Origin of the sequence: Flavobacterium sp. JLP, from assembly GCF_015350755.1 — a bacterium.
Lineage (GTDB): Bacteria > Bacteroidota > Bacteroidia > Flavobacteriales > Flavobacteriaceae > Flavobacterium.
In genome coordinates, this window is the sequence record NZ_JADKPS010000003.1 from 167,189 (window position 1) to 191,356 (window position 24,168).

At 32.4% G+C, this 24,168-nt stretch carries 26 protein-coding genes; 20 read left to right on the forward strand and 6 right to left on the reverse strand.

Features of this window, described 5'->3' with window-relative positions:
• Positions 1 to 71: 71 nt before the first annotated feature.
• The 12 genes from recF to IRZ83_RS10245 all read left to right on the forward strand — a co-directional run bounded on the left by recF (position 72) and on the right by IRZ83_RS10245 (position 10,543).
• On the forward strand, positions 72 to 1,151 hold the full coding sequence (gene recF, locus IRZ83_RS10190) for a DNA replication/repair protein RecF (protein WP_194568501.1): 1,080 nt from the start codon (positions 72 to 74) through the stop codon (positions 1,149 to 1,151).
• 73 nt (positions 1,152 to 1,224) lie between these two features.
• Positions 1,225 to 1,926, forward strand: a complete 702-nt coding sequence (locus IRZ83_RS10195; protein WP_194568502.1) for a thioredoxin domain-containing protein — start codon at positions 1,225 to 1,227, stop codon at positions 1,924 to 1,926.
• 9 nt (positions 1,927 to 1,935) lie between these two features.
• Positions 1,936 to 2,610 (forward strand): DUF2461 domain-containing protein, encoded by a 675-nt coding sequence (locus tag IRZ83_RS10200; RefSeq protein ID WP_194568503.1) that lies wholly within the window; start codon positions 1,936 to 1,938, stop codon positions 2,608 to 2,610.
• Between the two features lie 76 nt (positions 2,611 to 2,686).
• Positions 2,687 to 3,745 (forward strand): glycosyltransferase, encoded by a 1,059-nt coding sequence (locus IRZ83_RS10205; protein ID WP_194568504.1) that lies wholly within the window; start codon positions 2,687 to 2,689, stop codon positions 3,743 to 3,745.
• A 170-nt stretch (positions 3,746 to 3,915) separates the two neighbouring features.
• Positions 3,916 to 4,929: a UDP-N-acetylmuramate dehydrogenase gene (gene murB, locus IRZ83_RS10210; RefSeq protein ID WP_194568505.1), complete on the forward strand. Its 1,014-nt coding sequence runs from the start codon at positions 3,916 to 3,918 to the stop codon at positions 4,927 to 4,929.
• Positions 4,930 to 5,475: 546 nt separating this feature from the next.
• Entirely contained in the window at positions 5,476 to 5,943 is a 468-nt protein-coding gene (locus IRZ83_RS10215) for a GNAT family N-acetyltransferase (protein WP_194568506.1), read from the forward strand.
• Between the two features lie 2 nt (positions 5,944 to 5,945).
• A complete protein-coding gene (locus IRZ83_RS10220) occupies positions 5,946 to 6,560 on the forward strand; it encodes an FMN-binding negative transcriptional regulator (protein ID WP_029272217.1) in 615 nt (204 codons plus the stop codon).
• Positions 6,561 to 6,642: 82 nt separating this feature from the next.
• Positions 6,643 to 7,749, forward strand: coding sequence for a glycosyltransferase (locus IRZ83_RS10225; RefSeq protein WP_194568507.1), 1,107 nt, complete (start codon positions 6,643 to 6,645; stop codon positions 7,747 to 7,749).
• The gene (locus tag IRZ83_RS10230; RefSeq protein ID WP_029272215.1) at positions 7,740 to 8,291 is read left to right on the forward strand and encodes an RNA polymerase sigma factor; all 552 of its coding nucleotides are present in this window, start codon (positions 7,740 to 7,742) and stop codon (positions 8,289 to 8,291) included. The genes IRZ83_RS10225 and IRZ83_RS10230 overlap by 10 nt, the downstream gene beginning before the upstream one ends.
• A 155-nt stretch (positions 8,292 to 8,446) precedes the next feature.
• Positions 8,447 to 9,271 (forward strand): energy transducer TonB, encoded by an 825-nt coding sequence (locus IRZ83_RS10235; protein WP_194568508.1) that lies wholly within the window; start codon positions 8,447 to 8,449, stop codon positions 9,269 to 9,271.
• An 88-nt stretch (positions 9,272 to 9,359) separates the two neighbouring features.
• Positions 9,360 to 10,097 carry a DUF4184 family protein gene (locus IRZ83_RS10240; RefSeq protein WP_194568509.1) on the forward strand — a complete coding sequence of 246 codons (738 nt, stop codon included), beginning with the start codon at positions 9,360 to 9,362 and terminating at the stop codon, positions 10,095 to 10,097.
• Positions 10,098 to 10,162: 65 nt separating this feature from the next.
• Positions 10,163 to 10,543 (forward strand): PH domain-containing protein, encoded by a 381-nt coding sequence (locus tag IRZ83_RS10245; RefSeq protein ID WP_029272213.1) that lies wholly within the window; start codon positions 10,163 to 10,165, stop codon positions 10,541 to 10,543.
• A gap of 70 nt (positions 10,544 to 10,613) precedes the next feature.
• Here IRZ83_RS10245 and IRZ83_RS10250 read toward each other — a convergent pair whose 3' ends face one another.
• Both IRZ83_RS10250 and IRZ83_RS10255 read right to left on the reverse strand, forming a co-directional pair.
• Positions 10,614 to 11,477 carry a M48 family metalloprotease gene (locus IRZ83_RS10250; protein ID WP_194568510.1) on the reverse strand — a complete coding sequence of 288 codons (864 nt, stop codon included), beginning with the start codon at positions 11,475 to 11,477 and terminating at the stop codon, positions 10,614 to 10,616.
• A gap of 189 nt (positions 11,478 to 11,666) precedes the next feature.
• Complete coding sequence (locus IRZ83_RS10255; protein WP_194568511.1) at positions 11,667 to 12,530, reverse strand: M48 family metalloprotease; 864 nt, start codon at positions 12,528 to 12,530, stop codon at positions 11,667 to 11,669.
• Between the two features lie 295 nt (positions 12,531 to 12,825).
• On the opposite strand from IRZ83_RS10255, the gene lipA reads away from it, so the two are divergent.
• From lipA to IRZ83_RS10270, 3 genes are all read left to right on the forward strand, one after another.
• Positions 12,826 to 13,692 (forward strand): lipoyl synthase, encoded by an 867-nt coding sequence (gene lipA / locus IRZ83_RS10260; RefSeq protein WP_029272210.1) that lies wholly within the window; start codon positions 12,826 to 12,828, stop codon positions 13,690 to 13,692.
• Positions 13,693 to 13,767: 75 nt separating this feature from the next.
• The gene (gene gap / locus IRZ83_RS10265) at positions 13,768 to 14,766 is read left to right on the forward strand and encodes a type I glyceraldehyde-3-phosphate dehydrogenase (protein ID WP_029272209.1); all 999 of its coding nucleotides are present in this window, start codon (positions 13,768 to 13,770) and stop codon (positions 14,764 to 14,766) included.
• A gap of 26 nt (positions 14,767 to 14,792) precedes the next feature.
• Complete coding sequence (locus IRZ83_RS10270) at positions 14,793 to 16,964, forward strand: ATP-binding protein (protein WP_194568513.1); 2,172 nt, start codon at positions 14,793 to 14,795, stop codon at positions 16,962 to 16,964.
• A gap of 8 nt (positions 16,965 to 16,972) precedes the next feature.
• On the opposite strand, the gene lpxK is transcribed toward IRZ83_RS10270, so the two are convergent.
• Genes lpxK through IRZ83_RS10285 form a run of 3 tightly spaced genes read right to left on the reverse strand, consistent with a single transcriptional unit; the run spans position 16,973 to position 18,502 of the window.
• On the reverse strand, positions 16,973 to 17,995 hold the full coding sequence (gene lpxK, locus IRZ83_RS10275) for a tetraacyldisaccharide 4'-kinase (protein ID WP_194568516.1): 1,023 nt from the start codon (positions 17,993 to 17,995) through the stop codon (positions 16,973 to 16,975).
• A 4-nt stretch (positions 17,996 to 17,999) separates the two neighbouring features.
• Positions 18,000 to 18,281, reverse strand: a complete 282-nt coding sequence (locus IRZ83_RS10280) for a Txe/YoeB family addiction module toxin (RefSeq protein WP_194568518.1) — start codon at positions 18,279 to 18,281, stop codon at positions 18,000 to 18,002.
• The gene (locus IRZ83_RS10285) at positions 18,257 to 18,502 is read right to left on the reverse strand and encodes a DUF2683 family protein (protein ID WP_029272205.1); all 246 of its coding nucleotides are present in this window, start codon (positions 18,500 to 18,502) and stop codon (positions 18,257 to 18,259) included. Before IRZ83_RS10285 ends, IRZ83_RS10280 begins: the two co-directional genes overlap by 25 nt.
• A gap of 173 nt (positions 18,503 to 18,675) precedes the next feature.
• On the opposite strand from IRZ83_RS10285, the gene IRZ83_RS10290 reads away from it, so the two are divergent.
• From IRZ83_RS10290 to IRZ83_RS10300, 3 genes are all read left to right on the forward strand, one after another.
• Complete coding sequence (locus tag IRZ83_RS10290; protein WP_194568527.1) at positions 18,676 to 19,770, forward strand: Nif3-like dinuclear metal center hexameric protein; 1,095 nt, start codon at positions 18,676 to 18,678, stop codon at positions 19,768 to 19,770.
• A 3-nt stretch (positions 19,771 to 19,773) separates the two neighbouring features.
• Complete coding sequence (locus IRZ83_RS10295) at positions 19,774 to 20,553, forward strand: zinc ribbon domain-containing protein (RefSeq protein WP_029272203.1); 780 nt, start codon at positions 19,774 to 19,776, stop codon at positions 20,551 to 20,553.
• 96 nt (positions 20,554 to 20,649) lie between these two features.
• Positions 20,650 to 21,504, forward strand: a complete 855-nt coding sequence (locus IRZ83_RS10300) for an alpha/beta fold hydrolase (RefSeq protein ID WP_194568529.1) — start codon at positions 20,650 to 20,652, stop codon at positions 21,502 to 21,504.
• Positions 21,505 to 21,716: 212 nt separating this feature from the next.
• Here IRZ83_RS10300 and IRZ83_RS10305 read toward each other — a convergent pair whose 3' ends face one another.
• Positions 21,717 to 22,397: an ArsR/SmtB family transcription factor gene (locus tag IRZ83_RS10305; RefSeq protein ID WP_194568531.1), complete on the reverse strand. Its 681-nt coding sequence runs from the start codon at positions 22,395 to 22,397 to the stop codon at positions 21,717 to 21,719.
• Positions 22,398 to 22,473: 76 nt separating this feature from the next.
• Here IRZ83_RS10305 and IRZ83_RS10310 point away from each other — a divergent pair, with 76 nt between their 5' ends.
• Together IRZ83_RS10310 and IRZ83_RS10315 are read left to right on the forward strand one after the other, a co-directional pair.
• Positions 22,474 to 23,634, forward strand: a complete 1,161-nt coding sequence (locus tag IRZ83_RS10310; protein WP_194568539.1) for a cytochrome P450 — start codon at positions 22,474 to 22,476, stop codon at positions 23,632 to 23,634.
• A gap of 1 nt (position 23,635) precedes the next feature.
• Positions 23,636 to 23,983 carry an antibiotic biosynthesis monooxygenase family protein gene (locus tag IRZ83_RS10315; RefSeq protein WP_194568541.1) on the forward strand — a complete coding sequence of 116 codons (348 nt, stop codon included), beginning with the start codon at positions 23,636 to 23,638 and terminating at the stop codon, positions 23,981 to 23,983.
• Positions 23,984 to 24,168 lie beyond the last annotated feature (185 nt).

Here is a 24,168-nt window from a genome sequence, read left to right on the forward strand (position 1 = left end):
TTAAAATCATTCAATCTGTGGCATAAAAATCAACCTTTAACATCAAATTTTATCTTTAGAGTCTCGTAAAAATGCATTTAAACAAAATTTCTTTATTCAATTATAAAAATTTCTCCGAAGTCAGTTTTGATTTCGACCGCAAGATTAATTGTTTTGTCGGCAAAAACGGAATTGGCAAAACCAATGTGCTCGATGCAATTTATCATTTAGCTTACGGAAAAAGCTATTTTAATCCGCTTGCTGTACAAAATATCAAGCATGGCGAAGAATTTTTTGTAATTGATGCCGAATTAGAAAAAAATGACAGAGCAGAGCAAATTGTCTGCAGTTTAAAAAAAGGGCAAAAGAAAGTTTTAAAAAGAAATGGCAAGGCTTACGATAAATTCTCAGATCATATTGGTTTTATTCCGTTAGTTATTATTTCTCCAGCCGACCGCGATTTAATTGTGGAAGGAAGCGAAACGCGCCGTAAATTTATGGACAGTGTGATTTCACAATTAGATTCGGCTTACTTGCATCAGCTTATTCAATATCAAAAAGTAATTGTACAGCGAAATGCTCTTTTAAAGTATTTTGCACTCAATCATACTTTTGACAACGATACCTTATCTATATATAATGAGCAGCTAAATAGTTTTGGACAATCTATTTTTGAAAAGCGAAAAGATTTTCTGGAACAGTTTATACCTATATTTAATATACATCATCAGGCAATAACCGGATCTGAAGAAACGGTGCAGTTGGTTTACGAAAGTCATTTATACGAAAAAGACTTATTGAAGCTTTTACAGGAAAACATTAATAAAGATCGTGCGCTTCATTACACAAGCGTTGGAATTCATAAAGACGATTTGTCTTTTGAGATAGATTCACACCCAATAAAGAAATTTGGATCACAAGGACAGCAAAAATCATTTCTGATTGCTTTGAAATTGGCTCAATTTGAATTTCTGAAAAAACAAAGCGGCGTAAAACCACTGCTTCTTTTTGATGATATTTTTGACAAATTAGATGAAAGCCGAGTTGCTAAAATTATCGAAATGGTTAACAGCGAAACTTTCGGGCAGCTTTTTATTTCAGACACACATCCGGAACGTACTGAAGCGATTGTAAAATCTACACATCAGAGTTATAAGATATTCAATCTATAGATTTATCACTATAATCGGAATTCAAAAATGAAAAATCATTACATTAGCTGTACTATTTTTAAAATCCACAATTATGAAATTCCCCCAAATTTTATTCGTGATAATGCTGTCTTTGTTATTTGCATGCCATAACCAGAAAGCAAAAACTTTTGAAACACTAGCGCCAAAAGAATTTGCAGCAAAAATAAAAACAACCAAAAATCCTCAGATTTTAGATGTTCGAACTCCTGATGAATTTGAATCTGAACATATTGAAAATGCCAGAAACATAAACTGGAACAACGAAAATTTTGCAGAAAATGCAACTCTAGCTTACGACAAATCGAAATCTGTTTTTGTATATTGCTTAAGCGGAGGAAGAAGCAAAAAAGCTTCTAAAAAATTAAGCGAATTAGGGTTTACAAATGTTTACGAATTAGATGGTGGCATACTAGGCTGGAACGAAGAAGGATTATCCAGTCCGTCGACAGCGCTAATTGGAATGACAATGAATGACTTTAATGATTTATTAAATACAGATAAAAAAGTTTTAGTTGATTTTTATGCCGAATGGTGCGGACCATGCAAACAAATGGAACCATCTATTTTAAGAATGCAAAAAGAAATGACAGACAAAGTTGTTGTGGTTCGAATTGATGTCGATAAAAACAAAACTTTAGCCGAAACGCTTAAAATTAATCAGCTTCCTACTATTTTAATATACGAAAACAAAGCTGTCCAAAACAAAATAATAGGTTTAACCACTGAAGAAAACTTAAAAAAACAACTGCAATAAATACCAAATATGTTAACGAAAGAATCATTGCAATTTTTAGACGATTTAAAAAAGAATAATAATAGAGATTGGTTTCAGGACAATAAAAAACGATACGAGATCTTCAAAAAAGATTATCATCAATTGGTGAGCGATTTTCTAGACGTCATGAAACCGCTTGATCCTTCATTAGAATTGTTGGAGGTTAAAAATTGTACCTTTAGAATTAACCGCGATATTCGTTTTTCTAAAGATAAATCACCTTACAAAGCACATTTGGGCGTTTGGATGTCTGCCGGAGCAAAAGGGGCTAACCGCTCCGGATATTATGTACATATCGAAAAAGGAGCGAGTTTTATTGCCGGTGGATTTTATTCGCCAGAGGCAGAAGATTTAAAAAAAGTCCGTAAAGAAATTGCTTATTTCCATGATGATTTAGAAGCGATTTTAACCGATAAAAACTTCAAAAAAGAATTTGGAAATTTAGATATAAACGAAAACAATTCGCTTAAAAATCCACCAAGAGGTTATGAAAAAGACCATCCTGCAATTGAGTTTTTAAAATTAAAAAGTTTCACGGCAACTCAAAAATATGACATTACCGAAGTGACTCAAAAAGATTTTGTTGCTAAAATGAGCAAGAAATTAATCGCTTTAAAACCTTTGAACGAATTCATAAACCGCGCTTTAGAAACGGAAGAATAAAAAAGACAAATCGCCACGAATTCACAAATTTTCACTACTAATTTGTGAATTCGTGGCGACAAAATTCATTTATCAAATGAAAAGAAAAATACTTTTTCTGGGAGAATCGTATCGCGCTGATGCGATTACGTGGATGAAAGGCCTTAAAGAATTTGGCAATTTTGAAATTACAACCTGGGAACTTCAAACGCCAAATAATTCAAAAATGAATCGTTTCAAGCGTATTTTAGAATATGTCTTCGCTCCTATTTCGATCCGAAAAATAATTCGCCAACAAAAACCAGATATGATTATTGCCGAAAGAACAACCAGTTACGGTTTTCTTGCAGGAATTTCAGGCATGCATCCAGTTGCAATTGCACAGCAAGGCCGAACTGATTTGTGGCCAGAAGGTTCTGTTTTATTGCCTTTTAAAAAAATCATTCAAAAACACGCTTTCAAAAAAGCCGATTTAATTCATGCTTGGGGACCTGTAATGACAATTTCGATGAGAGAAATTGGAGTTGATATGACCAAAGTTTTAGTTCTCCCAAAAGGAATTGATTTATCGCTTTTTTCTTATTCCATTAATAATTCAAATAAAATTGAAGCGATTGTTACGCGTTCTCTGCAACCCGAATATCGTCACGATTCTATTTTAAAGGCTTTTGCAATTTTGTATCAAAAAAGAATAGATTTTTCATTGACAATTGTTGGCGACGGAACCAGACTGCAATTTTTAAAAGATTTAGCCAAAGATTTACAAATCGAAAATAAAGTGATTTTTACAGGAAGAATTCCTAATACCGAGCTTCCAAAATTATTACAGCAATCAAACGTTTATATTAGCATGCCGATTACCGAAGGCGTCTCTGCATCTTTATTCGAAGCTATGGCTTGCGGCTGTTATCCTGTGGTTTCAGATATTGCAGGAAATCAAAGCTGGATTAAACATCGCGAAAACGGTCAATTAATTGAAATTGACAATATTGAAATGCTGGCAGAAGAATTAATATGGTCTTTTGAAAATACTGAATCCAGAAATCAGGCTATTATTCGAAATAGAAAATTTGTGGAGGAAAATGCTAATTATGACATTAATATGAAGATTATTGCAGATAAATATCATGAGCTACTAGATTCGCGAAACGGCTAACCTAAAATTCAAACACAGATATTAGGATTTAACAGATTTCAAGAAATTCTTCTAATCTGTGTTAATCTGTGGCAAAAAACTTAACGAACTTTGCGCAAACTTTGTGCCTTTGCAGTAAAACCAAAAATTATAATCCTTACTTTTGAACTCAGATTAAAAAAGCCTTTTATATGGAAATCCAATCCAATTTTTCTTTAAAAAACTACAATACTTTTGGCATTGAAGCCAAAGCAAAACAATTTGTTGCAGTTCATACTGTTGATGAACTGAAAACTATTTTAGAAAATAATAAAAACGAGAAAAAATTTATTCTTGGCGGCGGAAGCAATATGCTTTTAACCCAAGATATTGATGCTTTGGTAATTCATATCGATTTAAAAGGCAAAAAAATCATTAAAGAAGACGATGATTTTGTTTGGGTCGAAAGCCAGGCCGGCGAAACTTGGCACGATTTCGTACTTTATACTATTGAAAATAATTTTGGCGGATTAGAAAACATGTCTTTAATTCCAGGAAATGTTGGTACAACTCCCGTTCAAAATATTGGTGCTTACGGAACTGAAATAAAAGACACTTTCGTTTCGTGCGAAGCTATAAATATTCAAACTCAAGAAATAAAAACTTTTGTAAATGCCGAATGTAATTTTGGATATCGTGAGAGTATTTTTAAAAATGAAGTTAAAGATCAATACATTATAACTTCTGTAGTTTATAAATTAACGAAACGCAATCATAAAATAAATACCTCTTATGGAGATATTACAGCTGAATTAGCGAAAAATAATGTTGCAATTCCAACTTTAAAAGATGTCAGCAATGCTGTAATCGCCATCAGACAAAGCAAACTCCCAGATCCGAAAGAACTAGGAAATAGTGGCAGTTTCTTTAAAAACCCGATTCTTTTAAAATCTGATTTCGAAAAAATTCATCAAAAGTTTCCGGAAATGAAATATTATGAAGTTTCAGAAACCGAAGTAAAAGTTCCGGCTGGATGGCTAATAGAACAAGCTGGTTTTAAAGGAAAACGTTTTGGCGACGCTGGTGTTCATAAAAATCAAGCTTTGGTTTTAGTGAATTACGGAAATGCAACCGGCCAGGAAATTTTAGCTGTTTCGAAAGATGTTCAAAAAACTGTTTTTGAAACTTTTGGAATTCATATTGAGGCTGAAGTGAATGTGATTTAAAACAGAAACTTTACTGATCTTATTTAAATTCATAAATGAAAAAATTTAATATCACCATAATTTTAATACAAGTGTTTGGAATAATTTTCCTTCTAAATGGCTTTTTTCAAATTAAAATTTTTTCTGTTTTTGAGAAATACAATTGTGCCCATGAATATCTTTCGTATCAGAGACAAAAATCACAATGTTGGCTTGAATTATATGCTGGTAAAGAAAATGTGTTTGATTTTTTATCTAGTGTATTTTTTTGGAAATATTACGGGCTATTAATTGGAGTATTATTAATTGCTTTAATTAATTGGAAAAACAAAATCTCAATTCTAAATACCTTTTTAAGCACTCTATTTACATCTTTGTTTTTTTTCTTTTTACTTGAACCTCTGCTTTCGATCAGTTTTAATGATTTTGGATTACTTTTTTCTAATAACTCTAAAACAAGATATTTAATTGGAGGAACAACTTTTAGTTGTATTGGATTTATTCTTTTATATTTAAGTTATAATTTAAACTTATTAATTTCAGAAAAAACCTTTGAAATTTAAAATAGTGACAGAAAACATTTTCATAAAAATAACCAATCCAAATAACGAAAAAGTTGCAGCAATTATCGAAGAATTGTCGGCAAATCTTTATCTTCGTTTTGGAAGCGATGGAAAAAATTCTTTCACAGATTGGGAACACAATAATCCGAAATTTGTATTTGTTGTAGCCGAAATAGATAATGAAATTGTCGGCTGTGGTGCAATCAGGCCAATCAAAGAAAATATTGGAGAAGTTAAACGAATGTATTCGAAATATCCTCGAAAGAGAATTGGACAAACTATTTTATCATTTTTAGAACAGCAGGCAATTGAAATTGGCTATACAAAACTGGTTTTAGAAACACGAGTAAAAAATCAAGAGGCCACTAAATTTTATCAAAATCAAGATTATAAAGTAATTCCGAATTACGGAAAATACACAGATCGACCGGAAGCTATTTGTTTTGGAAAATCTTTGAATCAAAATTTATAAAAATGTACACACCAGATTTATATAAAAATGAAGATCCGGAATCGATCAGAGTTTTTTTGAAAGAAAATAGTTTTGGTATTTTGATTAATCAAACTAAAGGAAAATTATGCGCTACGCACATTCCGATAGAACTTGAAGTAAATGCCGATGGAAAAGAAATACTGCAAGGGCATATTTCAAAATTAAATCCGCAGGCAGAGGGTTTTGCAGAAAATGATCAGGTTTTGGCTGTCTTTTCTGGTCCGCACAGCTACATTTCTTCTTCTTGGTACGATCATGAAAATGTACCAACATGGAATTATATAGCCGTACATGTTTATGGCCGAATTAAGATTGTAGATTATAATGCTACAGTAGAACAGCTTAAAAAATTAGTTGATAAATATGAAGCCAATTCAGCGGATCCTGTTCGAGTTGAAGACCTGTCCGAAAAAACAATGCGCGAAGCAAGAGGAATTTTTGGTTTCGAGATTGAAATAGATGAGATTCAAGCCACAAAAAAGTTGTCTCAAAACAGAGATGATCACAATTATAGAAACATAATTTCGGAATTAGAAAAAACTGAAGACCCTCATGCTATTGCTGTTGCAAAAGAAATGTCGAAATGCCGAAAGTAAATTGGTTTTAACCATTGAAAATTAGGAATTCATAAGTACATTTGCACTCGCAAGATTCAGAAATTAAAAGACATTAAACCATATGCTTATAACTTTATTTTACTTCTTTATTGCTGTTGTTTTTATTCAAATTTTCTACTACTTAGGAATTTTTGGAAAATTTGCTTTTGGTAAACCACAGGATTTTACACAAAAAAACATTCCCGTTTCTGTAATCGTATGTGCTAAAAATGAAGAAGAGAACGTAAAGAAATACATTCCGCTATTGGCAGAACAAAATTATCCTGATTTTGAAATTGTTTTAATTGATGATGCTTCAAGTGATGAAACTGTAGAAGCTTTTGAAGAATTTGAACAACAATACTCGAATATCCGGTTAGTTAAAGTTGAAAACAACGAAGCATTTTGGGGAAATAAAAAATATGCTTTGACATTAGGAATCAAAGCTTCAAAAAAAGAATATCTATTATTTACAGATGCAGATTGTTACCCAACTTCAAAAGATTGGATTACAGCTATGACTTCGCAGTTTACAATGAACAAAACCATCGTTCTTGGATATGGAGGCTACGAAAAAGTAGAAAATTCTTTATTGAATAAAGTTATTCGTTTTGAAACTGTTTTAACAGCGGTACAATATTTTTCATGGGCAAAAGCAGGACTTCCTTATATGGGTGTTGGTCGTAATTTAGCTTACAAAAAAGAAGAGTTTTTTAATGTAAATGGTTTTATTGATCATATTCAGGTTCGTTCTGGCGATGATGATTTATTCATAAACCAAGCGGCAAATAAAAGCAATACGGCTATTTGTTATAATCCAGAAAGTTTTACTTATTCAAAACCTAAAAGATCTTATAAAGATTGGTTTACTCAAAAAAGAAGACATATTTCAACTGCAGAACATTATAAGTTTTTTGACAAAATGCAATTGGGCTTATTTTTCAGTTCGCAATTATTTTTCTTTTTATTAGTTATTATATTATTGGCTTTTCAATTTCAGTGGATCGCTGTTTTGGCAATTTTAGGAACTCGCTACACTATTGTATGGACTGTAATAGGTTTTTCGGCTGGAAAATTAAAAGAAAATGATATTAAAATATGGTTTCCTGTTGTAGAGATAGTGCTTATATTCACACAAATTAATATCTTTATAACTAATCTCTTTTCAAAACCTGTACATTGGAAATAAATTCTAAAATAGAAAAAGCAAAAAAAGGCGACCAGATTGCCTTTACTTTTTTATTAGATTTTTATTGGAATGAAGTGTACGGTTTTATGCTCAAACGCACTGAAAATGAAACTACCGCCGAAGATATTACCATAGAAACTTTCTCAAAAGCTTTCGACAAAATTGCTACTTATAACTCAGAATTTCAATTCAATACCTGGCTTATCAGCATAGCAAAAAACGTTTACATTGATTTGCTTCGAAAAAAGAAAACGAATCTTTTTATCGAAATTACAGATAATGAAGACCAACAGGCATACAACATTGCTGATCCTACTCCCTCTGCTGAAGATGCATTAATTAAAGAGCAAAACTTATCTCGTTTGCTACTATGCATTAAAGAATTAAAACCCCATTATCAAGAAGTTATTCAATTGCGTTACTTTCAAGAAATGACGTATCAGGAAATTGCACTCAAAATAAATGAGCCTCTAAGCAATGTAAAAGTAAAATTACTTCGCGCTAAAAAATTATTAGCTGAAATCATCGAACGTAATAGATAATTTATTATCTTTAGGTAAAGAATAAGATATAGTCATGTTTTTTCTTAAAAAAATAAAATATTCACATACTAAAACAACAACTTATACGTTGTTAGCTAAAACCAAACTCTTCCCGCTTATGATTTAAAGTTACTTAACCTTAAAATCCAAAAATCATGTCTAAATCAAACATCTACGAAACCAATTGGACCAATCTTGTTTTCGAAAACAAAAACAAAGAGTATGGCGCGTATCAATTACGACAAGAAAATTCAAAAACTACAATTACAGCCCTATTTATGGGACTGCTATTATTAGCCGGTATTGGAAGTGTATCGATGTTGATTAATAAATTTAGGGTCGTCGATCCTGTTGAAGCAACAGAGCCTGATATTTATGACCCGATAACACCTGTAGATTTAGCACCAATTCCTGTTGAGCCTGTAGCTCCTAAACCAATTGCTCCTCCACAGCAAGCTCCAGCTGCTCCAGCAATCGGAGCACAATTGACACATCCTGTTATTGTGCCGGTAGCTCAAGCAACTCCAGAAATTGCTCCTAATACAAGCAATTCAACAGCAGTTATAGACAATAATTCTGGCGCAGGAACAAGTACAAATGTTTTACCAGCAACTAACGGTGGTGAAGGAACGCTTCCTTCTGGTCCAACAATTACAGATCCTGTTAATCCAGCTACTTTAGACAAAATGCCAGATTTTCCAGGCGGAATGAGTAAATTCTATTCTTACGTGGGAAACAATTTCAACAAACCGGAATTAGATGCTGAAAAAACGTTGCGAGTTTATGTTTCATTTGTAATTGAAAAAGATGGTTCTATAACCGATATTATGGTTAAAAATGATCCAGGTTACGGAATGGGCAAAGAAGCCGTTAGAGTTTTAAAATCTTTAAAAACAAAATGGATTCCGGGAATGATCGCTGGAAAGCCAGTACGTACAGCATATAATCTTCCGATTACGATAAAAACGGAAATGGAATAATAAAACAAAAAGCAGAATTTAGGTTCTGCTTTTTTTTTGGATTAACTTTTAAACACTACTTTTAATTCAAAAATCTTACTTTACATTAATGCCTTTTACATTTTCGCATCCCGCTATAATTTTACCTCTTCAATATCTTCCTCGGAAATGGTTTTCATTGACAGGGCTTATTATTGGAAGTTTAACACCAGATTTTGAATATTTTCTGCGAATGAAAGTTCAGAGTGTTTATAGCCATACTTTAAGCGGAATATTTTGGTTTGATTTGCCTCTAGCAATTGCACTTGCATTTATTTTTCATAATTTAATTCGAGATGATTTATTTAACAACTTTCCAATTGGAATTGAATCACGAATATTAATTTTTACAAAATTTAATTGGAATAAGTATTTCAAAGAAAATTGGCTTATAGTATTAATTTCAATTTTAATCGGAATTACTTCTCACATTTTCTGGGATGCGTTTACTCATAATCATGGTTATTTTGTAAATCACCTTTCAGAACTTAGATATACATTTAATTTCTTTGGAAATCAAATTCCGATTTGGAAAACAATACAGCATTCAAGTACTTTTATTGGAGGCATTATTATTACTGTTGCATTCTTTAAACTTCCTAAAAAGAATCTTTCTCAATCATGCATTAATATTAAATATTGGATCGCAATTATTATTTTAACAATAGTAATTTCAGCAATACGATTTTATATTTCATTTAACGTAAAAGCTTATGGAAACATAATTGTTTCTGTACTCTCAGCTTTTATGATTTCACTAATTTTAATTCCATTTATAATAAAATCAAAGGTCAATCCAAAAATTTAGCAAAATCAATTACTTTTACATTTCTTAAAAAGCAAAACAATTTTATTAAAATTAAAAACGAACAAATGGGAATATTTTCAGCTTTACTTGGCAATGCAGGTTCTGTAAGCCAAGAGGATTTAATTAAAAATTACGGACAGCTTTTAACTGATAACGAGTCAATCGAAATGGGTTTTAAACTAATTCGTGACACGTTTATCTTTACCAATAAAAGATTGATTTTAGTAGATGTTCAAGGAATTACAGGAAGCAAAACTGAATATAAATCTATTGCTTACAAAAGTATCACAAGATTTAGCGTAGAAACTGCCGGAACTTTTGATTTAGATGCCGAATTAAAAATTTGGGTTGCTAGCGAATTACAGCCAAGCATTGTAAAACAATTTACAAAATCTGTAAATGTGTATGAAGTTCAAAAAGTATTAGCACACCACGTTTTAGGTTAATTTAAAGAAATAAAAAAACCGACAAGCTCATAGAAGTTTGTCGGTTTTTATTTTTTACAAGCAGAAATTATTATTTCTTTTTTGCAGTTGTTTTTTTAGTTGTTGTTTTCTTTACTGGTGCAGGCGCTGTGTTTACAATTTTTTGTTGTACATATGCTTTGTACAAGCCGTCTTTTTCAGCTCTTTTTTTAGCATCGTCAGCTCTTTGAGTTGAATCTGGATGTGAACTCATCATCTGATCGATGAATGAAGATTGAGATCCTTCGCTCATTTTAGCTAAGATTCTAAAAGCAGATTCTTCGGCATTTACATTGTAACCGTTTTTTTTCATGAAATTGTAAGCAAATAAATCAGCTTCAGATTCTTGTTTACGGCTGTGTTTACTATCTATCAAAGCACTTCCTATTTTTCCTAACTGACTGTCTGTAACAGCTGCAACTTTTGTAGATTGAGATGAAACACCATCAATTACAGCTTCTTTTTGATAAGCTGCACGCATAGCATCTCTAGAATCATTATTTGCAACGTGACCTATTTCATGGCCAATTACCGCAAGCAATTCGTTATCATCCATAATATCCATTAATCCAGAATATACACGAACGCTTCCGTCTGCAGTTGCAAATGCATTTACTTCTTTTAGTTTATAAACTTTATAATTTAAAGTATATCCTTCTCCTGCAGTGTGTTTTCCAAAAACTCTGTTTAATCTTAAAGTATAAGGATCAGTTGGTCCAGCTACTTCATGTTCAGCATCTAATTTAGCAACAGCTTCTTTAGATAATGTAGCAGCATCGGCATTACTAAGTGTAAAACTAGTTACTCCTTTTTGAATTGCTCCCATCGCTTTATCACCTAAATTAATTTGCGCATTCATTTTAGTAATGCCAAATGTGGCAAATAAAACTCCTAAAACTATTAATTTCTTTTTCATGTTTATATTATTACAATTTAACAACAAATGTAAATAACAAAATGCTATTTCATTTCACCCAAAAGCTTGTTTTTTGAACAAATAAATATATGAATTTTAAATGAGTTATATAACTGTTACTGAAATAATAAGCAATAAAAAAGCCGGTAACTTCTAAAGAATTTACCAGCTTTTTTTTGTTTTACAAGATTACTTCTTTTTCGTTGTTGTCTTTTTAGCTGTTGTTTTAGCTGATGCTTTTGCAGGTACAGTATTTACAATTTTCTGCTGTACATATGCTTTATACAAGCCATCTTTTACTGCTCTTTTTTTAGCATCATCGGCTCTTTTGCCAGAATCAGGATGTGAACTCATCATTTTGGTTAGAAAAGAGGACTCTGCTCCTTCACTTAAATTTTGCAGAATTCTAAAAGCTGATTCTACCGCGTTAACATCATAGCCATATTTTTTCATAAAATCATAGGAGAACGTATCTGCTTCAGATTCCTGTTTTCTACTGTGCTTACTGTCAATCATTGCACTTCCTAATTTTCCTAATTGAGATTTTGTAATAGTCTCAATTTTTCCTGACTGTGATGATGCTGCATCTAATAAAGCTTCTTTTTTATAAGCTGCCTTAATTGCATCTCTTGTATCATGATTAATAACGTGACCAATTTCATGTCCGATAACAGCAAGCAATTCATTGTCATCCATAATATCCATTAATCCAGCGAATACACGAACACTCCCGTCTGCCGAAGCAAAAGCATTAATATCTTTTACTAAATAAACTTTATAATTTAAAGTAACTCCCTCGCTAGAAGTATGTTTCCCAAATACGCGGTTTAATCGAATTGAGTAACCGTCTGTTGGTCCGGCAGTAGGATTATTTGCATCCAGCTCAGCGATCGATTCCTTAGCTAGTGCAGCTGCATCTGCATCACTAAAAGTAAAACCCGCGACACCTTTTCCTAAAGCGCCCATGGTTCTATCTGACAGTATTTGTGCATTCATTTTAGTAAAACCAAAAACTGCGAATAAAATCCCTAATACAATAAATCTCTTCTTCATATTTTTCAAATTAAATTAACAGCAAAATTAGTACAGCACAAATCCTGCGCTGTCCGAGCGAGCCAAATTTGTAATAGATTAAGGTGGAATTTAAAATTTTAGAAAAGTCAAGCTAAATATCAGATTCTTAAGCATGAATTAAAAAACTAAAATGAAAATGCATTTAAAAACAAACTATTAACTTTTGAACTAAATAATCCTCAATAACATCACTAAAAATGAAAAGCAAACGAAAAGCAAATTAACATCTCCAAATAAACTACATTGCTTATCTTTGTGCTTTGAATTTTGATATATGGAAACAGTCATTGAAAATATACCAACTGGAAAACCTAAATGGTTAAAGGTTAAACTTCCAATTGGACAAAAATATACTGAACTGCGCGGTTTGGTTGATAAATACAGCTTAAACACTATTTGCACCTCAGGAAGTTGCCCGAATATGGGAGAATGCTGGGGCGAAGGGACAGCTACTTTTATGATTTTAGGCAATGTTTGTACTCGTTCTTGCGGCTTTTGCGGTGTAAAAACCGGAAGACCAGAAACAGTAGATTGGGACGAACCAGAGAAAGTAGCACGTTCGATAAAAATAATGAATATTAAACACGCTGTAATTACAAGTGTTGACAGAGATGATTTGAAAGATGGCGGTTCTATTATCTGGATTGAAACTGTAAAAGCAATCCGAAGAATGAACCCAAATACGACTCTTGAAACTTTGATTCCAGATTTTCAAGGAATTGAAAGAAATCTTGACCGCATTGTTGAAGCAAACCCGGAAGTAGTTTCGCATAATGTTGAGACTGTACGCCGCCTAACTCGTGAAGTACGTATACAGGCAAAATACGATCGCAGTTTAGAAGTTTTGCGTTATTTAAAAGAAAAAGGAATTAACAGAACCAAATCTGGTATTATGCTTGGACTTGGTGAAACTGAAGAAGAAGTTTTTCAAACGATGACTGATTTGCGCAATGCAAATGTTGATGTTGTCACAATTGGCCAATACCTACAGCCAAGTAAAAAACATTTACCTGTAAAGGAATTTATAACCCCAGATCAATTTGCTAAATATGAAAAATTTGGTCTTGAGTTAGGTTTCCGTCATGTCGAAAGCGGACCTCTTGTTCGTTCTTCATACAAAGCACAAAAACACATTTTATAATAAAGGTTTAATTATTTTAATCGTTTAATTGTCAAACCGATTAAACAATTGAACAGTTAACGAATCAACACGGTATTGAAAACTCGAATTGCTATTAATGGTTTTGGGAGAATTGGAAGAAATTTATTCCGCTTGCTTTTAAACCATCCTGAAATTGAAGTTGTTGCTATCAACGATATTGCTGACAACAAAACTATGGCACACTTAATAAAATACGATAGTATTCATGGTGTTTTGCCTTTTGCGGTTAGTCATAATGAAGAAGGAATTATTGTTGACGGTAAGCATTTTTTATTTTTTCATGAGAAAAGAATTTCTAATTTAGACTGGAAAAGCCATAATATCGATTTTGTAGTTGAATCAACCGGAAAATATAAAACCCACGAAGAGTTAAATGCACATCTTGATGCTGGAGCAAAAAAAGTAATTCTTTCAGCTCCATCAGAAGTTGACACCATAAAAACAGTAGTTTTAGGAGTAAATGAAGAAATTTTAGACGGAAGTGAAGATATAATTTCGAATGCAAGCTGTACGACAAATAACGCGGCTCCGATGATAAAAATCATCGAAGAATTATGCGGTATTGAGCAAGCTTACATTACAACAATACATTCTTACACAACTGATCAAAGCCTTCATGACCAGCCACATAAGGATTTACGCAGGGCGAGAGGCGCAAGCCAGTCAATTGTTCCAACAACTACAGGTGCAGCGAAGGCATTAACAAAAATTTTTCCTAAATTGCATGAAAAAATAGGAGGTTGTGGCATTCGTGTTCCAGTTCCCGATGGTTCATTGACAGATATCACGTTTAATGTAAAGCGTGCTGTTAGCATTGAAGAAATTAATAAAGCATTTGAAAAAGCCTCAAAAACAAATTTAAAAGGAATATTAGATTACACAGAAGATCCTATCGTTTCTGTTGATGTAATTGGCAATACGCATTCGTGCTTATTTGACGCACAACTAACATCTGTTATTGATAAAATGGTAAAAGTTGTGGGCTGGTACGATAACGAAATTGGTTATTCATCAAGATTAATAGATTTGATTTTACTGATAAGAAAAAAATAGAATTCATTGTAAAAGCATAGCCATACATGAAATACCACCTTCTTATTCTTGTTTGTTTTTTTAATTCATTTTTGTATTCTCAATCTAAACAGAGTACAGATAGCGTTTCCTATTATAACAAATTAGCCAACTCGAATCTAACTGAGAAAAAATATAATCAAGCGGTTTTTTTTATTAAAAAATCAATCGATTTTTGCGAGACAGCTAATAAACCAGAAAGCTTAGCCAATCAAACTTTTAAGCTCGGAAAAATCTACTACAATCAGCAACGATACGAAGAAGCTTTAAAAAACTTCCACAAAAGTGTTTCTTTATTTGATAAACTAAAACCAACCTGTACCAAAATTTTGGCTTTACATTATATTGGCGCCACAAATACTGCAAAAGGAAACTACGAAATTGCCAACATCTATTACAAAAAAGCAGACAATCTTTTAAAAGAGCTAAAACTTGTTGACCATGCTGAAGTTTTAGATTATCAAAAAGCAATGGCATTAAAAGCCAGCAAGAATTTGCCAATGGCAGCAGAGACTTTCAAAAAAATAATACAAAAACCCGATAATCCTAAAATTCTAAAAACCAAAACAGATTCATATTATCAGCTTGGCTTAATTGAGACAAAGCTTAAACGAAACGATTCTGCGTTAGTTTACTTTGACAACGCATTAGATTACAGCAAAAAAAGCAATAATTTAATTCAGAAATCAAAGATCATTCTCGGGATAAGTCAGTATTACAAAAAAAACAGAAACTTTGATCTCGCCTACTCTTATCTTGATGAACATTATCAAATTGAAAATTATATTGTAAAACTTAAAAATGCCAAACTTGATCTAAATGAGTTTGAAAAATTCAAAAAAAACCAATCCTTAAATAATACGCTTAAACGCGAAAGCGACGAAAAAATTCAACTAAAAACATATCGTTATTCTAAGCTGGTCAGTATTTTGGCTATTGCCTTAATTTCGATTTTGTCTCTTTTGAGTCTAGCATTATACAAAAACAATATTATCCGGAATCAGAATAATTTACTTTTAAGAGAAAAAAATAAGGAATTAATTCTAGCTAAAAATAAAGCCGAAAAAGCATCAAAAGCAAGATCTGAATTTTTATCTACAGTGAGTCATGAACTCCGGACGCCGCTAAATGCGATTAACGGAATTACGCATTTATTATTAGAAGACAATCCTAAAAAAAATCAATTAAAGTATTTAGAATCTCTAAAATTTTCAGGAAATTACTTGACTACTTTTATCAATGAAATTCTCGAAATCAATAAAATAGATTCTACTAAAGTTGAAGTAGATCACATCAGTTTTAATCTAAAAGAGCTTTTATTTAATATTCAAAGTTCTCTAAAAGAATTAGCTGCAGCGAATAAAAACTACTTTAATTTAGAAATAGACGAATCAATACCAGATAATTTAATTGGCGACCCAACCAAATTATCTCAGATCATACTGAATTTAATAAACAATGCTTTAAAATTCACGCAAAACGGACATGTAAATGTAATTGCAAAATTATATGCCTCAGAAGAAGAGAATGCAACTATTTATTTTGAAATTGTAGATACCGGAATTGGAATTCCAGAAGATAAACTGCAAACCGTTTTCGAAAGTTTCTCACAAGGCTCTATCGAAGTAAATCGAAAATATGGCGGCACCGGCTTAGGGCTTACCATTGTAAAAAAGTTAATCGAACTTTTAGGCGGTGAAATAAAACTGAAAAGTGAAGTCGGCAAGGGATCTACTTTTACTTTTAAATTGAATTTCAAAATTAACAGAGAGCCTTTAGAAATTATTGAAGAAGCAAAACCTTATAGCGACAAACAGTTAAAACACAAATCGATTTTACTGATTGAAGACAACAAAATCAATCAAATGATTACGCGAAAAATGCTTGAAAACAAAGCCATTTTATGCGATATTATTGATAATGGCGAAGAAGCAGTTGAAATCTTAAAAGTAAAACGTTTCGATATGATTCTAATGGATGTTCATTTACCAGGAATCAACGGAACTACTGCTACCAAATTAATAAGAGAGTTTGACAAATCAACACCAATTATTGCTTTAACGGCAATTTCGCTTGACGAAAACAGAGATATGCTTTTGTCTTTCGGAATGAATGATGTGATTACAAAACCCTTTGTTCCGGACGAGTTTTACAGCATAATTGCAAAGTTTTTTGATTAACTAAGAAACTAAGTTTCTAAGTTTGTTTTTATGTATTCTAAAATTGTCGCATCAAAATTTTGCTGATGGTTGATGAATGTACTTTTTATTGGAAGATAGTACAATTGCAGCGCCAATTTAGAATCTTTTAAACGTACATAATCTTTCTCTGTTGTAATAATTCTTTTATTTCCGGCTTTACTTTCTATTTCTGCTAAATCTGAATCAGAGAAATTATGATGATCCGGAAAAGTCAGACATATATCATTATCATTTTTTAAATAATCAAAAAACGGACTTGGTTTTGCAATTCCGGCCAAAAGTAATTTTGGTTCAGATTTAATTTGGTTTACAGCAATTTTTTCATTTCCTCCATAAATAAAATCATCGTAATCGATAAAAGTAAAATAGATTTGTTGCGAGCAAGTCAGTTTCAATTTCAAACGAATTTCTGCCTGTTCTTTATCAGATAACTGTTTTGGACATTTTGTTATAACAATAATGTTGGCTCTGTTCGCTCCGCTTCTGCTTTCGCGAAGATTTCCCGTTGGCAGCATAAAATCATCTGCGTATAAATCTCCGTACAAACTCAATAAAATATAAAACCCCGCTTTTACTTTTCGGTGTTGATAAGCGTCATCTAATAAAATTAATTGAGGTTTTTCTGTTTGCGAAAGTAATTGTGTAATTCCGTTTCTTCTGTCTGCATCGACAGCAACGTAAATATTTGGAAATTTTTGATAAAACTGAAAAGGTTCATCGCCCAAAATTTCAGCATCTGAAGTTGCACTTCCCAAAACAAAGCCCTCAGATTTTCTTTTGTAACCACGGCTTAAAGTTGCCACTTTATATTTATCGGACAATAAACGAATCAGATATTCAATTTGAGGAGTTTTACCAGTTCCGCCAACGCTCAAGTTACCAACAGCAATTACCGGAAGATCAAACGAGGTTGATTTTAAAATTCCTTTATCAAAAAGAAAATTCCTGATTGAAGTAATTAAACCATATAAAATAGAGAACGGGAAAAGTATTTTTCGAAGTATTTTCATAGAATTATTTATCAGAATAATGTCCCATTGCAGAAATTACAAAAACAGTAACAATATCCTCCTCTACTTTATATATTATTCTGTCTTTAGAATTTATTTCTCTCGACCAAAACCCACTAAGTCCGTGTTTTAATGCTTCTGGTTTTCCAACACCTTCATAGGGTGTTTCACTAAGTTCATCTAGTATTTGCGTGATCTTTTTAATACTTGCCTGATTACCTGCTTTAAAGTGTTTTTTTAAATGTGACTCTGCTAATCTTTCTATTTTAAGCCTAAACTTCCCCATACATCTTTTGGATCAACTTCTGTATAATCGCCTCTTTTCGCTGATTCTAATACCATTTTCACAAACTCAGGATTATAGGAATCTTCTTTTTTTAGTTTTTTTGAATCTGTTTCTACAATCTCTACACCATCAGTACCTTTAGTGAATGCCTCAGACAAAAGCGCCATAAAGGCTTTTCCTGCCTTGGTTCGTTCGTTAATTTTTATTGTTACTGTAGTCATACTAACTAATTTTTAAATACAAATATACAAAAACAACCACATTACCAAGGAACAATTAACAATTGATAACAGTGTTCTCAAGTAATAATTGACTATCATATAACAATATTTTCGTTAATTTGTTTTAAAATTTCAAGACATAACAACTTGAAAACTGAAATGAAAAAGTAAAAATGAAAATCAAAGATATATTAGCAATTCTTGAAGAAATGGCTCCTTTGGCTTACGCCGAAGATTTTGACAATGTTGGCCTTTTAGTTGGAAATTCTGAAACGGAAAGCACCGGAGTTTTAGTTTGCCACGATGCCTTAGAAAATGTTATCGACGAAGCTATCGCTAAAAATTGCAATCTGGTGGTTTGCTTCCATCCTATTTTATTCTCTGGAATTAAAAAAATAACAGGCAAAAATTATGTAGAACGCGCCATTCTAAAAGCAATTAAAAATGACATTGCCATTTATGCAGTTCATACCGCTTTGGACAATCATTCGGCGGGAGTGAATAAAATTTTCTGTGATGCTTTGGGTCTAACAAATACAAAAGTTTTGATTCCGAAACAGAATTTCATTCAAAAACTAGTCACTTACACTACTCCGGATAATGCTGACAAAGTTCGAAATGCTATGTTTCAGGCAGGTGCAGGAACTATTGGCAATTATGACGATTGCAGTTTTAATACCGAAGGCTTTTTTACTTTTAAAGGAAATGAAGAAAGCAATCCTGTAATTGGCGAAAGAGGAAAATTGCACACCGGAACTGAAATAAAAATTGAGGTTATTTTTGAAAAACATTTACAATCTAAAATTCTAAAAGCACTTTTTGCCCATCATATTTATGAAGAAGTGGCTTATGAAGTTTACGATTTACAAAACTCACATCAAAATATTGGTTTGGGAATGATTGGCGAATTTGAAACGGAAATGGATGAAAAAGATTTTCTCACTTTCGTGAAAGATAAAATGGTCGCCAACGGAATTCGTCATTCTGCCTTTCTCGGAAAAAAAATAAAGAAAGTTGCCGTTTTGGGAGGTTCAGGAAGTTTTGCCATTAAAAATGCAATTCAGGCTGGAGCCGATGCTTTTTTGACCGCCGATTTGAAATACCATCAGTTCTATGAAGCTGAAAATCGACTTCTTTTGGCCGATATTGGTCATTTTGAGAGCGAACGATATACAAAAAACTATATTGTTGATTATCTTCGAAAAAAAATCCTTAATTTTGCCATCATTTTATCAGAAGAAAATACAAATCCAGTTAAGTACTTATAGAATATGGCGAATACGAAAGAATTAAGTGTTGAGGACAAGTTAAGAGCAATATACGATTTACAGCTTATTGACTCTAGAATTGACGAAATCAGAAACGTGAGAGGTGAACTTCCTTTAGAAGTGGAAGATTTAGAAGATGAAGTTGCAGGTTTAAGCACGCGTTCAGAGAAACTGAAAAGTGAACTTGAGGTTATTGAAGATCTTATCAAATCGAAAAAAAATGCGATTGATGAGCACAAAGAGGTTATCAAAAAATACACAAAACAACAAGAATCAGTTCGTAATAACAGAGAATTTAATTCTTTGACAAAAGAGGTTGAATTTCAGGAATTAGAAATTCAATTGGCTGAAAAGCAAATCAAAGAAATGAAAGCTTCTATCGAGCATAAAAAAGAAGTTATTTCTAACTTAAAAGAAAAACTTGACGCTAAAAGTTCGCATTTAAAACATAAAAAATCTGAACTTGATGCTATTATGGCTGAAACTCAAAAAGAAGAAATCTTCTTGTCTGAGAAATCTGCTGAGTTTTCAGGTCAAATTGAAGAAAGATTATTAGCTGCTTACAACAGAATCAGAAACAGTGTTCGTAATGGTTTAGCTGTAGTTTCTATCGAAAGAGGAGCTTCTGCAGGATCATTCTTTACAATTCCACCACAAACTCAAGTAGAGATTGCTTCTAGAAAGAAAATCATTACTGATGAGCACTCTGGAAGAATTTTAGTTGACAGCGCATTAGCTGAAGAAGAAAAAGAAAAAATGGAGCAATTGTTCTCTAAATTCTAAATAAACATTGTCCCGATCTAATCGGGACTTTTTTTTGCCCTTATTTTTTCAGTAAGTTTAAAATCATATTTTTTACCTTTAGAAAAAATTTAAGTTTTGGGAATTAAAAAAGGAATTCGTTTTATTACATTAAAATCGGTCGGACAATATATCAACTTCTTAAGTTACGTTCGTCCGCAAAAAGCTGTAGCACTTTCTTACGCGCTTTTTAGTCAGCCCAGAATTGGAAGACTGCAAAAAGAAAAACTGCCGAAAATTTTAAAGAATACCGAAACCGAAATATTTCATCATAACGAACATCATTTTCAGACTTATATCTGGAAAGGAAATGAAACCAAAATTCTGCTTGTTCACGGCTGGGAAAGCAACGCTTCTCGCTGGAAAAAAACGTTGCCACATCTTCAAAAATCCGGAAGCACTATTATTGCTATTGATGCTCCAGCGCATGGGCAAAGCAGCGGAAAAGAATTTAATGTGCCGCTTTATGCAGAATTTATTAATAAAGCTGTAGAGAAATATAAACCAGAAATTATTATTGGTCATTCTATTGGAGGTGCGGCCTGTGTTTACCATCAATATTTATTTCCGAATACCAGTATCAATAAAATGGTAATTCTTGGAGCGCCATCCGATTTGAAAACGCTGATTGATAATTATATTTCAATGCTGAGTTTGAATACCAAAATATTTTCTCTTTTAGAAAGTAAATTCAGTGATCGATTTAATTTTAAAATAGAAGATTTTTCCGGACAAAAATTTGCATCAGAATTCAATATTCCGGGGTTAATAGTTCATGATACAACTGATACTATTGTAGCTTTTGAAGAAGGAAAAAAAATAGCCAGCAACTGGAAAAACAGTCAATTTATAGAAACCAAAGGCTTAGGCCACGGAATGCACGATGATGAATTGTATGAGAAAGTGATTGCGTTTTTGTTTGCTGAAGGTTAGGTTTTTATACTAGCCATTACGTTTTTGTCTTGTGTTAGTTTTGTTATCCTGAGGAACGAAGGATCACACTCGTCCTCGACAAATACTGGCGAAATACTGTACGGAGCTTCTAGTGTGATCCTTCGTTCCTCAGGATGACAAGATTGCGGAAAAATCTAAAATTCTAAAAGTCTAACTATCTGAAGTCTAACAATCTAAGTTGTCTAAATTATTTAAACAACAATTTTAAAGTGTCTCAATAATTCCTTTTCGCCTTTTGCCGTGACAATAATTGCTCTAGAATTTTTGGTTTTTCTGAGCCAGTCTTCACTTATCATTTTATTCAAAAGCAACGCCCCTACTGAACCAGCAAGATGATTTCTTCTTTCGCTCCAATCCAGGCAGGGTTTAAGGAATATTCTTTTTTGTTTTTGAGCTTCTTCTAAATTAATTCCGAAATTGGAGAACCATTTTTCTCCTTCAGTACTAATTTCAAAAGCATTATTTTTTTCTACAATTATTTTTTGTTCCAATAAACTGTCGGTTAAGGCAACTCCAATTTTTCCTGCTAAATGATCGTAACAGGTTCTGCAGAATTTTATTGGAGGATAATTTTCAGATTTGTTTTCTACTGAAACTTTTGGCTTCGGAACTAAACTTGCCATGGCTTCGAGTGCGTAGGCGACTTCTTTATTTGAAAATCTATAATATTTATGACGCCCTTGTTTTTCTACACACAGCAAATCGGCATCCAGAAGTTTTCCCAGATGCATGCTTATATTTTGCGGAGATGTATTTGCAGAAACGGCTAATTCTGTTGCAGTAAAAGCTCTTCCGTCGAGCAGAGTCCATAAAATTGAAGCGCGCGTTGGGTCGCCAATTAACGACGCTGTTTTTATAAATTGATCTTCCATCACGATATTCATAGTTAAGTGCAGAATGAAGTATTGCTTTGTAAAGTTAAATAACTTTGTTAAAAAACAACTCGATATGCCTTCTACTTTATTTCTTCAGTCTGACTTTACTAACCCTTATTCGATATATAAAACGATGCTGGAAAAGCATCCTGTTTATTGGGATGAAGCAGCTAAAATTTGGGCTATTTATTCTTATGAAGATTGTGTTTCGATTTTAAAAAATACGAAAGCGGAGATTCCGATTGTGAATTCAGATAATGAACAAAGATTAAATAAATATGCTTTAGATATTTTGACTCATTTGACTCGATTATCAAATGGAGTTCAGCATGAAGTTGCAAGAGAAGTTGCAATGCAGTTGTTCTCAAACATGAAATCTATAAATATCAATTCAATCATTTTTCAATTAATAGAAATTGATTTAGTTGAAAATAAAATTGATTGGGTAAATTCGGTTTGCAAAAAATTGCCGGTTCTTACTGTTTTAAACAGTTTTGGTTTTGAAGAGAAGGATTGTGATTTTATTTCGGAAAACATAGAATCTTTCTCTAAAATTATGCTTCCGAAAAAGACAGGAGAACAAGTAAAAGCGATTAATGAAATCTCAGAAAAAATATTTTTAATCGTTGAAAAGCAACTTTCTTCTTTAAGCTTTTATGAATCTTTATTGAAAAAAATATCCGAATCAAATTCTCTTTCGCCTGACGAAATCAAAACAATTTGCGTTAGTAATTTAATCGGTTTTTTTGTTCAGAGTTTTGATGCCGGCCGGGGGATTTTAAGCAATTCTTTATTGCAGCTTCTTAGTCATAAAACTTTTTCGAATAAAATTGAAGTACAAAAATCAATTATAGAAACATTGCGATTTGATCCGCCGATTCATAATACCAGAAGAATTGCTAGTGAAGATTTCCTCATCGGCGAAAGCCTGATTAAAAAAAATGATTCCATTTTAATTGTACTTGCCTCTGCAAATCGTGATTCTAAAAAGTTTGAAAATGCATTTGATTTTGATATTGAAAGAAACAATAATATTGAAAATTTAACTTTTGGAACTGGCGGTCATATGTGTGTGGCAAAACATTTCTCGATTCATTTAGCGACAGAAGCTTTGTGGTTTTTATTTGATCAATATAAAACGATAAAACTTCTAGCAAACAAAATTCAATACGAACCAATGATTAACGCCAGATTACCGAAAACAATCTGGATTTCATTATATAAAAAACAATAATATGATAGCTGTAATTTTTGAAGTTATTCCGAATCAAGGAAAAAAAGAAGAATATCTGGATATCGCGGCAAGTTTGCGTCCGGAATTAGATCATATCGAAGGATTTATTTCGATCGAACGTTTTCAGAGTTTTAGTGATCCTGAAAAAGTTTTGTCTTTGTCTTTTTGGAAAGATGAAGCCAGTATTCAGCAATGGCGAAACTTAGAAATGCACCGACATGCGCAGGAAAAAGGCCGAAATGAAATTTTTAAAGAATATCACTTGAGAATTGCTCATGTTGTTCGCGATTACGGAATGTTTGATCGGAAAGAAACTCCAAAGGATAGTTTTAGTTTTCATGATGAGTAGAGGTTCAAAGTTGCAGAGGTTCAGAGGGACAAAGGATTTTTCTCTCAGGTTCTGAGTTTCTGCCAAAAATTAAAATCTAAAATCTAAAATCTAATAATCTAAGAAGTCTAAAAATCTAACAATCCAATAATCTAACAATCCAATAATCTAATAATATAATAATCTAAAAATCTAAGAAGTCTAAA